A 12,588-nucleotide genomic window follows, 5' to 3' on the forward strand; every position below is an offset into this window, starting at 1 on the left:
CTACTTGCCCACGATCCCGCGTACCGACGCGGGGAGGTCACGAACCCGCTTGTACGGACCCACGACGGCGGCTGCAAACGGCCTCGTCAAGAGCACCTGCGCCACCTCGAGCACCTCTTCGGAGGTGACTGCGTCGATGGTCGCGAGCGTCTGCGCAACACTGCGATGGTTGCCGTAGTTCAGTTCACTGCGACCGATACGGTTCATGCGTGAGCCTGAATCTTCCAGTGCCAGAACCAATCCGCCGCGCAGCGATCCCTTGGCGCGGGCGATCTCGGCATCGGTGATTCCGTCCGTCGCCACGTTCGCGAGTACCTCGCGGATCACCGTGGCAACCTCCCCGAGGTTCTCCGGCTGGCAACCTGCATACACGGAGAACGCTCCGGTGTCCGCGAAGGTGTCGACGCCCGAATAGACGGAGTACGCAAGCCCGCGCTTCTCCCGAATCTCTTGGAACAGACGAGAACTCAGCCCACCGCCCACTGCGGCGTTGAGCACCGACAGCGCCCAGCGATGGCCCTCGTGCCGGCCGAACGCGCGTACCCCGAGCGCAAGGTGGACCTGCTCGCTGTCGCGGTGGGTCAAGCTCAGTTCAGGCATCGTTCGCAACCGCAGAGTGCCTTCGCGCCGCGGCGCCGGCTTGACCCCGCGCTCGAGATGTCCGGCAAATGCACGGCGAGCGAGCGTCACAACCTGCTTGTGGTCGACGTTTCCCGCTACGGCCAGCACCATCCGCTGCGGTGTGTAACGCCGAACATGGAAGGAATGCAACTGATTGCGCGACATCGACTCGATCGATTCGACGCTACCGATGATCGGACGGCCGACAGGATGATCGCCGAACAACGCGGTCAGGAACGCGTCGCCGAGCAAGTCTTCCGGATCGTCGTCACGCATCGCGATCTCTTCGAGCACTACTTGCCGCTCGACGTCGACGTCCGCGGTTCTGCAACGCCCTCGCAGCACGACGTCGGCGACAAGGTCAACCGCCATCGGAAGGTCGTCGTCGATCACGTGCGCGTAGAAACAGGTGTGTTCCTTCGACGTGAATGCATTGAGTTCGCCGCCCACACCATCCATGACCTGCGCGATGTCCAACGCCGTCCGTGACGGCGTCGACTTGAACAGCAGGTGCTCGAGAAAATGCGCGGCACCGGCCACACTCGGCTGCTCGTCGCGCGAGCCGACTCCGACCCACACACCGACGGAGGCGGAACGCACACCGGGAATGAACTCGGTGACGACGCGCAGGCCGCCGGGAAGGACCGTGCGCTGTACTCCGGATTCGGGAGTCGCATCGATCGGCGATTTCAGCACAGCGCTGCGGCTGCGCGTGGTGTTGGGAGTGGTCTTTGCCATGAAAAGGTTCAGCAGTCCTCGGTGCAAGTGGTCAATCAGGTATCTACAGGCTCTGTGTCTACAGACAGTACAGATGCGGCCCCGCACGGAAATCCGCGCGGGGCCGCATCAGAGTACGAAGTGAGATCTACTCGGAAGCAGCCTCGTCGGCGGCCGGAGCGGCAGCCTCGTCGTTGCCCTCTTCGACCGGGATCAGCGAGATCTTGCCACGTGCATCGATGTCGGCGATCTCGACGCGGATCTTGGATCCGACGTTGACCACGTCTTCGACCTTGGCAACGCGCTTACCGCTGCCCAGCTTCGAGATGTGCACCAGTCCGTCGCGTCCCGGCAGGAGCGAAACGAAGGCACCGAAGGCGGTGGTCTTGACGACCGTGCCCAGGAACCGCTCGCCGACCTTGGGGAGCTGCGGGTTGGCAATGGCGTTGATCATGTCGATCGCGGCCTGTGCAGACGGTCCATCGGTGGCGCCGACGAACACGGTGCCGTCGTCTTCGATGGAGATGTTGGCACCGGTCTGCTCGGTGATGGAGTTGATCATCTTGCCCTTGGGGCCGATGACCTCACCGATCTTGTCGACGGGGACCTTGATGGCCGTCACGCGGGGAGCGAACGGGCTCATCTCGTCCGGGGTGTCGATGGCTTCCGCCATGACCTCGAGGATCGTGGTCCGTGCGTCCTTCGCCTGCGAGAGTGCACCGGCGAGGACCTGCGACGGGATGCCGTCGAGCTTCGTGTCCAGCTGCAGGGCCGTGACGAAGTCCTTGGTACCTGCGACCTTGAAGTCCATGTCGCCGAAGGCGTCCTCGGCGCCGAGGATGTCGGTCAGCGCGACGTAGCGGGTTTCGCCGTCGACCTGGTCGGAAACCAGACCCATGGCGATACCGGCAACCGGAGCGCGAAGCGGCACACCGGCGTTGAGCAGTGCGAGCGTGGACGCGCACACCGAGCCCATCGAGGTGGAACCGTTGGAGCTCAGCGCCTCGGAGACCTGGCGAATCGCGTAAGGGAACTCTTCGACGCTGGGCAGAACCGGCATGAGAGCGCGCTCGGCGAGTGCACCGTGACCGATTTCGCGACGCTTCGGCGAACCGACGCGGCCCGTCTCACCGGTGGAGTACGGCGGGAAGTTGTAATGATGCATGTAGCGCTTGGTGGTCTCGGGACCGAGCGAGTCGACCTGCTGAGCCATCTTCACCATGTCGAGAGTGGTGACACCCAGGATCTGGGTCTCGCCACGCTCGAACAGTGCGGAGCCGTGTGCGCGCGGGATGATCGCGACCTCGGCGGACAGCGAACGGATGTCCGTGACGCCGCGGCCGTCGATGCGGAACTGATCGCGCAGGATGCGCTGGCGAACCAGCTTCTTGGTGAGCGAGCGGAACGCTGCTCCCAGTTCCTTCTCGCGGCCTTCGAAGTTGGGTGCAACCTGCTCGAGAACCTCGACCTTGACCTCGTCGGTCTTGTCGTCGCGTTCCTGCTTGCCGGCGATTGTCAGTGCGGCATTGAGCTTTTCGGACGCAGCAGCCTCGACGGCAGCAAAAACGTCGTCCTGGTACGCCGGGAAGACCGGGTAGTCACCCGTGGGCTTTGCAGCCTTGGATGCAAGTGCTGCCTGTGCAGCGCACAGGCGTGCGATGAACGGCTTGGCGGCCTCGAGGCCCTCGGCGACAATGGCCTCGGTCGGTGCCTGAGCGCCGTCGGCGATCTTCGCGATGACGTTGTCGGTGGCCTCGGCCTCGACCATCATGATCGCGACGTCGGCGTTGTCACCGCTACCGGAAACGACGCGGCCGGCGACGACCATGTCGAAGACGGCGTTCTCGAGCTGATCGACCGTCGGGAATGCAACCCACTGGCCGGTCTTGTTCTCGTCCGAGACGATGAGTGCAACGCGCACGCCACCGACGGGTCCGGAGAACGGCAGGCCCGCGATCTGCGTCGACGCGGAAGCGGCGTTGATGGCCACGACGTCGTACAGATCCTGCGGGTTGAGGCTCATGACCGTGACGACGACCTGGATCTCGTTACGGAGACCGTCGACGAAGGACGGGCGCAGCGGCCGGTCGATGAGGCGGCAAGTCAGGATCGCGTCGGTGGAGGGGCGTCCCTCACGACGGAAGAACGAACCGGGGATGCGGCCCGCTGCGTACATACGCTCTTCGACGTCCACCGTCAGGGGGAAGAAGTCGAAGTGCTCCTTGGGGTGCTTGCTGGCGCTCGTGGCGGACAGCAGCATGGTCTCGTCGTCCAGGTAAGCAACGACGGCGCCGGCGGCCTGCTGAGCAAGGCGTCCGGTCTCGAAACGGATGGTGCGGGTACCGAAGGACCCGTTGTCGATCACGGCGGTGGATTCGAACACGCCTTCGTCGACCTCTACTACGGAATTCTCTGTCATTCTTTTCTCTTCACTTCCCTCTCGTCTTCGCCGTACCCGCGCGGGCGCTTCCACCCTCCTGGTGGAAACTGCGCACCGAGGGACGTCCCCCTCTTGAATTGCAGACGCTCCTTGCGATGCGAGCGATTTCTGCTTCGGGACGTCACGACGTTCGGGCGGCCGTCGATCGAAGTCCGCCGGAGCTTTCGGGCACTTGCCCGTTCCGGAGAACCACTACCGACAACCGACACCACGTTCTCTGGTGCATACGGTGTGCTGGCTGCGCACTGCACAACTGCGCATAAACAACTGCGCATAAACAACTGCGCATAGACAACTGTGCATAGCGCCGACAGCGGAAACTGCCTTGCGGCAGCTAACGCCGAAAGCCAGCGAAGCCCAGTATATGCGTGGCTTCGCCGGCTGACGGAGTGTTCGGCAAACCGAAGCATGCCGTGTTGCTTTCGATCAGCGTCGTGAGAAAAATCTAGCGACGCAGGCCGAGACGCTCGATGAGCGTGCGGTAGCGAGCGACGTCGGTCTTTGCCACGTACTTCAGCAGACGACGACGGCGACCGACCATCAAGAGCAGTCCACGACGCGAGTGGTGGTCATGCTTGTGGGTCTTGAGGTGCTCGGTGAGATCGGTGATGCGCTTGGTGAGCATTGCCACCTGAGCTTCAGGCGATCCCGTGTCGGTCTCGTGCAAGCCGTACTCGCCGAGAACGGCCTTCTTTTCTTCCGTGGTCAATGCCACTTGCATTCACTCCTGTGATGACGTTTGCGTGAAAGGAACTAGATCGGGCGCGGCCACCGCAAACCGCAGCACGCACCGAGAGAAGATCCTACCAGCAGCAATGAGGCGCTCTCGCCCACCTGGAGCGAATGTGGCGGCCGCCACTGACACAGGAGGAACTCAACCGACGCTACGTTCTGCATCCTCACTCAGAATCCGGCGTGCGCGTTCGACATCTCGGTTCATCGCCGTGATGAGCGACTCGATCGAGTCGAACTTCTCCATACCGCGAATCCGCGAAACCAGGTCGACCGCGACGTGTTGTCCGTACAGGTCTGCTTCGGTGTCGAGAACGTATGCCTCGACGGTTCGGGTCCGGCCGGAGAAGGTCGGATTGGTACCCACAGATACCGCGGCTTGGTATCGGCGACCGGGAACGACGGTTCCGAGTTCCTCGCCGGCACCGAGCACCGTGAACCACGCCGCGTACACGCCGTCGGCCGGAATCGCCGAAAACATCGGCGGTGCAACGTTGGCCGTCGGGAACCCCAACTCGCGTCCACGCTTGTCACCGTGGACGACCACACCTTCGACACGATGTGGACGGCCCAGAGCTTCGGTAGCCGCTTCCATGTCGCCTGCGTCGACGCACGAGCGGATGTAGGTCGACGAGAACGTCACCGCATGCTCGGCGAGCAGCTGGACGCCGTCGACGGCAAAGCCGAAGCGAGCGCCCATTTCACGAAGAAGATCGACATTGCCGAGCGCCTTCTTGCCGAAGGTGAAGTTGTCCCCCACCACGACCTCGGCGACATGTAGACGTTCGACGAGAATCTCGTGGACGTAGCGCTCCGGCGTCAGCTTCATGAAATCAGCGGTGAACGGCATCACGCAGAACACGTCGATGCCCAGATCCTGAGCCAATTCCGCACGCCGTTGCAGCGTCGTCAACTGGGCTGGATGACTACCCGGCCGCACAACCTCCATGGGATGCGGGTCGAACGTCATCAACACGCTCGGAACACCACGTTTGCGGGCAGCGGTAACCGCTCTCGCTATCAATTGGGCATGCCCACGATGCACACCGTCGAACACACCGATAGTGAGCACACAACGACCCCAATCGGCCGGAACTTCGTCGAGACCACGCCATCTCAGCACGATTGGCAGCCTACGGGTCCACCGGCGGCGGGTCACGTTCGGACCCGCCCAGCGAATCACCGCTGTGCTGCCGCTCACGTACGGAAGTTCCGGATTTCGTAGCCTAAGCTAAGCGTTGTGGCAGCTCACAAGACCGGAACCTCGGAAGCATCATCGACGTCGGACGGCGACAGCACTTCGGCGCACGACGCGGCAATCGACACGCTCGCACTCTCGTCGGTGGCCCAGGACTACCTCAAGGTCATCTGGACTATCCAGGAATGGTCCCACGAGCGGGTTTCCACCAAGCTCCTGTCCGAGAAAATGAGCGTCTCGGCCTCGACGGTCTCCGAGGCGATCCGCAAACTCTCGGACCAGGGCCTGGTCGATCACGCCCGCTACGGATCCATCGCCCTGACCGACAGCGGCCGCGCCGCCGCCGTCTCCATGGTCCGGCGCCACCGGTTGATCGAGACCTATCTGGTTCAGGAACTCGGATACGGCTGGGACGAAGTCCACGACGAGGCCGAAGTCCTCGAACACGCCGTTTCCGATCTGATGATCTCGCGGATGGACGCCAAACTGGGCTTCCCCGAACGTGACCCGCACGGTGATCCCATTCCCGCCACCGACGGTTCGGTGCCGACTCCCCCGGCCCGCCAGCTCAGCGACTTCGCCAACGGTGAGCGGGGCCGCGTTGCCCGGATCTCCGATTCCGATCCCGAAATGCTCCGGTACTTCGATTCCGTCGGCGTCAGTCTCGATGTCGAGATCACCGTCGAGGAGCGCCGCGATTTCGCCGGGACAGTGTCCGTTCGACTCGGCGACAGCCCCAACACCATCGACTTGGGAAGTCCAGTCGCTCAAGCAATTTGGCTCGTCTAGCCGAGGTAGTCAAAGCGGCAGTCGGTATCGGCGTTCCACGGGCCGGACGCCGTCGGTCCGGGTCCAGTCGGCGAGCCTCTCGTCGACGTACACCCACCCTCGACGCTCGTACAGTGCGATCGCCGGCAGAGCGTCGTCGACGACGTCGAGCACCAGTTCCAACCGACTCTCGGCTGCGAAATCCGTCACGGCGTCGAGTAGCGCATCGCTGAGGCCGTTTCCACGTGAGCCAGGATGAACGAACAATCGCGACACGGCTATCGATCCCGCGGTTGTGGGCGCACCTGCGACCTCGCTGTCGACGGCCACATGACCGACAACACGACCGTCGCTCTCACCGACCCACGCCTTCACCACCGTGGGCGAACTGAGCCAGCGGTGCGGGTTCTGCGGCCACGTGTTCGGATATCCGTCGCACTCGTGGACCTGTGCCAGCGCATCGACGCAACCGTCGAGGTCGCCGTCGACACGCTCGCGGACGATCACCCGCGAAGCGTCGCCGGTCGCACGACCATCACCGAACTGGCGCGTCGACCCTTCTCCTGCAGAAGCGCAATCGTGTGACCGGTGGGATCGATCGCCGCACAGATCCCTTTCATCCCGATCGGCTCGAGCCAGCGCCCTTGGCTGATCGCCTCGGCTTCCTCCGCCGTGATCTGCCGATGCGGAAAGGCTGTCTGCGCGGCCTGATCGATGTCGAGGCTCACACCCGGCTGCTGCGCCAGATCTTCGAGCGTGCGCGCATGTTCGAGAGTGAACGGCCCGACGCGGGTGCGGCGCAATGCCGTCAAATGACCGCCGACGCCCAACTCACGACCGAGGTCGCGGGCAAGCGAGCGGATGTACGTACCGGACGAGCACTCCACGTCGACGTCCAGATCGACGAAGCCACCCGGGACATCTCGCCGAGCCAGAACTTCGAAAGTCGACACCGTTACCGGGCGCGGCGCCAGCTCGACGGTTTCTCCCGCACGCACCAGAGCATGTGCGCGCTGACCGTCGACCTTGATAGCGCTCACGCTTGCCGGGATCTGCTTGATGTCCCCGGTCAGCGTCGCCACGATCGCCGCGATCTCCGCGTCCGTCACCTGCGAAGCGTCTGCGGAAGTCAGGACCTCCCCCTCGGCATCGTCCGTGTCCGTCGCTGCCCCGAGGCGAATGGTCGCCGAGTACGCCTTGGTTGTCAGCGCCAGGAGTCCGAGCAACTTGGTCGCACGCTCGACGCCGAGAACGAGAACACCGGTCGCCATGGGATCCAGCGTCCCGGCGTGTCCCACCTTCCGGGTGTTCAACAACTTGCGGCACCGAGCGACCACGTCGTGGCTGGTGATACCCGCCTCTTTGTCGACAATCAGAATTCCGGCGCCGACAAGACCGGAGGAAGGCTTTTCACGAGCTGACACGTGTGCCGATTCTGCCAGTCGCGCTCACTGCACCGAAATTGCCGTCAGGATGAGCCCGTCCGACACCAACCACCTGCCGTCGAAAGAGGTGAGCGGCGGACCGGACGTCGCCTCGCCGGGGACCAGCAGACGCGAGTTGAAAGTGCCGGACGTTTCCGACTCCGCCTCGAACGTGATGTGGGCGTCCTCGAAACCCAACCAGCGCCCGGTGAGCGGAAACCACGCCTTGTACGTGGCTTCCTTCGCGCAGAAGAGCACTCGATCCCAGTGCACCGGACCGCCGGTTTCCTGAGTGTCCAACCACGTTCGTTCCGCCTCGATGCTGACCGCGGGCAATACCCCGTCCGGCAGCGGGCCGTGCGGTTCGGCGTCGATACCGAGTGAGCGGACCTGCATGGAGTACGCCAGGACAGCGCCGCGGTAGCCGTCGCAATGGGCGAGGCTCCCGACCACTCCCTGCGGCCAGAGCGGCGCACCACGCTCACCGCGCATGACAGCGGCAGACGGAACACCGAGCTTGCCCATCGCCTGACGCGCAAGGTGCCGGGTGGTCACGAACTCACGACGACGCTTCTCGACCGCGCGGCCGATCAACGCCTCCTCACTGGGGTGCGGAACCAGACCGGGCGGATCCACGAAGGCCTCGGCCGTCGCAACTCCACCGGGAAGAATCTGTTCGATCACGTAGCGATACCTCTCAGCGTCCGGCGCGCATGCGCTCGACTTCGGCTTCCTGCTCCGGCGTGACCTTGAAGTGGCCACCCCACTTGTTGAGCGTTCCCGGCGGGTACTCCGGAACGGGAAGAATCTGACGCAACAACTTCTCCGGCAGTCCACGCCGACGCCACTCGCGCGGGTATCCGAGTGAGACTTCCTCGAAGCGGACGCCGTCGTAGTACGTGGTTCGAGGGATGTGCAGGTGCCCGTACACCGAGCACACCGCGTTGTACTTCACGTGCCAGTCGGCGGTAGCGGTGGTTCCGCACCACAGTGCGAACTCCGGATACATGAGCACGTCCGTCGGCTGCCGGACCATCGGGAAATGGTTCACGAGAACGGTTCTTGTGTCTTCGGGAAGCGCATCCAACCGCGCCTGGGTGTACTCGATCCTCGCCCGGCACCATGCGTCGCGCGTCGCATACGGCTGCGGTGAGAGTAGGAACTCGTCGGTGGCGACGACGTTCTTGTCACGCGCGATCTCGAGCCCGTGTTCCTTGTCTCGCGCACCTTCCGGCAGGAAGGAGTAGTCGTAGAGAAGAAACATCGGGACGACCGTGACCGGTCCCTCGTCTCCCTCCCACACCGGGAACGGGTCCTCGGGTGTGATGACGTCGAGTTCGCGGCACATGTTGACCAGGTACTCGTAGCGCGGCGCTCCGTGAATCTGAACCGGATCCTTGGCGGTCGTCCACAGTTCGTGGTTGCCCGGAATCCAGATGACCTTTGCGAATCGGCTGCGAAGGAGCTTCAACGCCCACCGAATGTCGTCAGTTTTCTCGGAAACATCTCCGGCGAGAATGAGCCAGTCGTCAGGCGAATCCGGAAACAGTTCCTCCGTCATCGGCTTGTTGCCGTTGTGACCGACATGAATGTCGCTCACCGCCATCAGCTTTGCTGCCACGATCCCTCTGCTTCCTCAGTTGAACTTCCGCGCTTCGCCGTCGCCGGACCTGTCACGGCCCACTTGCCGGAAAACGCTCGCCACGACACCGCGACCATCCGAAGTACTACGAACACGGTAAGCCCTGCCCAAATTCCGGCGAGCCCCCAGTCGTAGGCGAGAGAGAGCCAGATCGCGGGCAGAAACCCGAGAACTGCGCACAGCATGGTCGCGTTGCGCAGAAACACCACGTCCCCGGCGCCGAGTAGAACACCGTCGAGTGCGAAGACGATTCCCGCCACCGGCATGATCGCGACGAAGAACCACCATGCGATCGACATCTGACCGAGCACCTCGACGTCGGACGTGAAGATTCCGGGGATCACGGAGTGGCCGGCGGCGAAGAAGATCGCGAGCACCACGGCAAATACCGTCGACCAAGCGGTGATCCGCCAGGTCATCTTTTTCGCCGCGGCTGCGAATCCACCGCCTAGCGCCGCTCCGATCAGCGTCTGAGCTGCGATCGCCAAGGAATCGAGAAGGAGCGAAACCAGGTTCCACAGTTGGAGGACAACTTGGTGGGCACCGACTACAGCCGCACCGAACCTCGACGCCACTGCAGCCGCGGAAACGAAACACGCTTGGAATGCGAGGCTGCGCAGAATCAGGTCACGGCCCATCAGCATCTGCGCCCGCATGATCGCAAAATGTGGTCGAGCCGAAACCGGTTCACGAAAGAGCGCCCAGGCGAACAGCACACCCGAAACACTCTGGCCCACCAGATTCGCAACAGCTGATCCTTCGAGTTCCAGACGCGGAGCACCGAGCAAGCCGTGCACCAGAATCGGACACAACACCGCCGAAATACCCAGGCCGACAAGGACGAACCGCAGCGGTCGCACCGTGTTCTGAACCCCGCGCATCCAGCCGTTGCCGGCCAGGGCCACCAGGATGAGCGGAACACCCAACACCGCTATCCGGAGCCAACTTTCCGCAGCCGCGGCGATGTCGGGAGTCCCGGCCACCGCCGAAGTCAGCGGGCCGGCGATCACCTGCACGATCACGACCAAGGCCAAGCCGATCGCGGCCGCCAGCCAGGTCGCCTGAACACCCTCGCCCACCGCATCACGCTCGCGGCCCGCCCCGTGAAGCCGTGCGGCCCGCGCCGTGGTGCCGTACGACAAGAAGGTCAGCTGCGTACTCACCAACGACAGGATCAGACCACCGACTGCCAACCCGGCCAGCGGGAGTGCCCCGAGTCGGCCGACCACGGCGATGTCGAACAACAGATAGAGGGGTTCGGCTGCCAGCACCCCGAGTGCCGGAAACGCCAGGGAAAAGATTCGTCGCCCAGTGACGTCGAAATCAGCTGCCGAAGATCCCGCCGAGGTGGCGTCAGATTCGCTCAATGCCGCGGATTCAGCCGAGTGCCGCGACGAGCGCGGCAACAATCTCGTCGCTGGAACTGGTCGACGTGTATCCGGCCGACAGCCGATGTCCGCCGCCACCAAGACTTTCAGCGACCGCCGACACGTCGATCGCCGACTTTGCACGCAACGAGATCGACCAGCTTCCGGAAACCGACTCTTTAAGTACTGCGGCAACTTCGGCTTCCGAAGTGGTTCGCACGATATCGACGACGCTCTCGATCTCCTCGGAGCGAAGATCGCCGATGTCACTGCGTCGGATGACCGCGTACACCAGCCCACGGCCGTCCGCGGCTTCCGGGACCAGCACCGCGGACCCGAGTACGGCGCCCAGCATCGGCAACCACCCGAACGGATGGGTGTCGAGCAGCTTTCGCGCAATCGCGTCGCCGTCGATGCCGGTCGCCAGCAAACGCGCGGCGAGCACGTGCGGAAGCGGACCTCCCCACCGGAAGGAGCCGGTGTCGGTGACCAGTCCGGCATAGAGACAGTGCGCGATATCGCGATCGATCGCGACTCCCCACGCATCGAAGAATCGTGCGATGAGTGCCGTCGTCGAGGCCGCGGTTTCGTCGACGACGTTGATGCTTCCGAATTCGGAATTGGAGCGATGGTGATCAAGGACGATCGTGCGATTCGCGCCGGCGAGTCGACTCGACAACTCACCGAGACGGCCCTCGCTGCCGACATCCACCGTCACCAGTACATCGACACTTTCCCGAACATCAGTGGGCGCCACGAGCAAGTGGAGACCGGGGAAATCGCGCATCGACTCGGGCAGCGCCGACGGCCGACTGAACGCGACCTGCACCGAAATGCCCCGACGCTCGAGAACGAGACCGAGCGCAAGTCCGCTGCCGATCGTGTCCGCATCCGGCTGCACATGGCAGAGAATTGTCACCGTGTGTGCCGATTCGAGAACCTCGGCCACCTGAGCGAACTTCGCCTCGCAGGGGTCGACGTCCGAAAGTGCGGTGATCGTCATTCTCGGTGCGCGTCAGTCGGCTTCACGAACATCTGGCGACGCCTCGTCTTCGTCCGAAGCCACTCGCGGCTCCTTGTACGGATCTGCATCTCCGGCCGGCTGTGCATTCTCACGCGCCTTGGCGACCTCGTCGTCGGCGGCCTTGGCACGGGCCAGCAGTTCTTCCATATGACGCGCGGTGTCGGGAACGGTATCGGCGACAAACGTCAGAGTCGGTGTGAAGCGAACTCCGGTTCCGGCACCGACCTTCGAGCGCAGAACACCCTTGGCCTTCTCGAGACCTGCGGCGGCGGCTTCCACATCGGGTGCGGAATCGACCTTCTCGCCCATGACTGTGTAGTACACCGTCGCGTCGTGCAGATCGTTGGTGACCTTGGTGTCCGTGATGGTCACGAATGCGAGTCGCGGATCCTTGATCTCGTGATCGATCGCCGTCGCGACGATGGTTCCAATACGCTTTGCCAACTTGCGTGCCCGGGCTGGATCTACCATGACTGTCAGTCTCCTCTACCTGGCCACTCGAATCGAGGTGACTCGATCGATCAAAGTTCTGGTTAACAAGAATTATTACCGACAACAGTCTCGTCCATCGGCTACCCGGCAACCAAATCACCATCCACCCGCGCCTGCCGAACCCACAGCACAGACCGATCGCCCTTTTGTTGGTAACGTCCGG

The 12,588-nt window shown here is 63.5% G+C and carries 12 protein-coding genes; 1 reads left to right on the forward strand and 11 read right to left on the reverse strand.

Translation table 11 applies throughout. The features are described from left to right. The 4 genes from ABH939_RS07055 to ABH939_RS07070 form a co-directional block, all read right to left on the reverse strand. On the reverse strand, nucleotides 1-1,359 hold the full coding sequence (locus ABH939_RS07055) for a pitrilysin family protein (RefSeq protein ID WP_003942169.1): 1,359 nt from the start codon (nucleotides 1,357-1,359) through the stop codon (nucleotides 1-3). 127 nt (nucleotides 1,360-1,486) lie between these two features. After that, the gene (locus ABH939_RS07060; RefSeq protein WP_404649504.1) at nucleotides 1,487-3,757 is read right to left on the reverse strand and encodes a polyribonucleotide nucleotidyltransferase; all 2,271 of its coding nucleotides are present in this window, start codon (nucleotides 3,755-3,757) and stop codon (nucleotides 1,487-1,489) included. A 466-nt stretch (nucleotides 3,758-4,223) separates the two neighbouring features. After that, the gene (rpsO, locus tag ABH939_RS07065) at nucleotides 4,224-4,493 is read right to left on the reverse strand and encodes a 30S ribosomal protein S15 (protein ID WP_007735061.1); all 270 of its coding nucleotides are present in this window, start codon (nucleotides 4,491-4,493) and stop codon (nucleotides 4,224-4,226) included. A 159-nt stretch (nucleotides 4,494-4,652) separates the two neighbouring features. Then, nucleotides 4,653-5,633, reverse strand: a complete 981-nt coding sequence (locus ABH939_RS07070) for a bifunctional riboflavin kinase/FAD synthetase (RefSeq protein WP_003942148.1) — start codon at nucleotides 5,631-5,633, stop codon at nucleotides 4,653-4,655. 117 nt (nucleotides 5,634-5,750) lie between these two features. On the opposite strand from ABH939_RS07070, the gene ABH939_RS07075 reads away from it, so the two are divergent. Next, the gene (locus ABH939_RS07075; RefSeq protein ID WP_030535607.1) at nucleotides 5,751-6,497 is read left to right on the forward strand and encodes a metal-dependent transcriptional regulator; all 747 of its coding nucleotides are present in this window, start codon (nucleotides 5,751-5,753) and stop codon (nucleotides 6,495-6,497) included. 9 nt (nucleotides 6,498-6,506) lie between these two features. Here ABH939_RS07075 and ABH939_RS07080 read toward each other — a convergent pair whose 3' ends face one another. The 7 genes from ABH939_RS07080 to rbfA are packed head-to-tail and all read right to left on the reverse strand — an operon-like array spanning nucleotide 6,507 to nucleotide 12,404. After that, nucleotides 6,507-6,983 carry a GNAT family N-acetyltransferase gene (locus ABH939_RS07080; RefSeq protein WP_030535608.1) on the reverse strand — a complete coding sequence of 159 codons (477 nt, stop codon included), beginning with the start codon at nucleotides 6,981-6,983 and terminating at the stop codon, nucleotides 6,507-6,509. Then, entirely contained in the window at nucleotides 6,980-7,900 is a 921-nt protein-coding gene (truB, locus tag ABH939_RS07085) for a tRNA pseudouridine(55) synthase TruB (RefSeq protein ID WP_125050919.1), read from the reverse strand. Before truB ends, ABH939_RS07080 begins: the two co-directional genes overlap by 4 nt. Nucleotides 7,901-7,924: 24 nt before the next feature. After that, nucleotides 7,925-8,584, reverse strand: coding sequence for a 4'-phosphopantetheinyl transferase (locus ABH939_RS07090; protein WP_003942126.1), 660 nt, complete (start codon nucleotides 8,582-8,584; stop codon nucleotides 7,925-7,927). A 13-nt stretch (nucleotides 8,585-8,597) separates the two neighbouring features. Continuing rightward, nucleotides 8,598-9,521: a metallophosphoesterase gene (locus tag ABH939_RS07095; RefSeq protein WP_058038658.1), complete on the reverse strand. Its 924-nt coding sequence runs from the start codon at nucleotides 9,519-9,521 to the stop codon at nucleotides 8,598-8,600. Beyond that, complete coding sequence (locus ABH939_RS07100; RefSeq protein WP_058038844.1) at nucleotides 9,506-10,909, reverse strand: MATE family efflux transporter; 1,404 nt, start codon at nucleotides 10,907-10,909, stop codon at nucleotides 9,506-9,508. Before ABH939_RS07100 ends, ABH939_RS07095 begins: the two co-directional genes overlap by 16 nt. A 10-nt stretch (nucleotides 10,910-10,919) precedes the next feature. Further along, complete coding sequence (locus ABH939_RS07105) at nucleotides 10,920-11,912, reverse strand: bifunctional oligoribonuclease/PAP phosphatase NrnA (RefSeq protein ID WP_404649505.1); 993 nt, start codon at nucleotides 11,910-11,912, stop codon at nucleotides 10,920-10,922. Nucleotides 11,913-11,924: 12 nt separating this feature from the next. Continuing rightward, nucleotides 11,925-12,404 (reverse strand): 30S ribosome-binding factor RbfA, encoded by a 480-nt coding sequence (rbfA, locus tag ABH939_RS07110; protein WP_003942248.1) that lies wholly within the window; start codon nucleotides 12,402-12,404, stop codon nucleotides 11,925-11,927. Nucleotides 12,405-12,588 lie beyond the last annotated feature (184 nt).

This window comes from Rhodococcus sp. 27YEA6 (assembly GCF_044908235.1).
In the GTDB taxonomy this organism is placed as follows: Bacteria; Actinomycetota; Actinomycetes; order Mycobacteriales; family Mycobacteriaceae; genus Rhodococcus_F; species Rhodococcus_F qingshengii.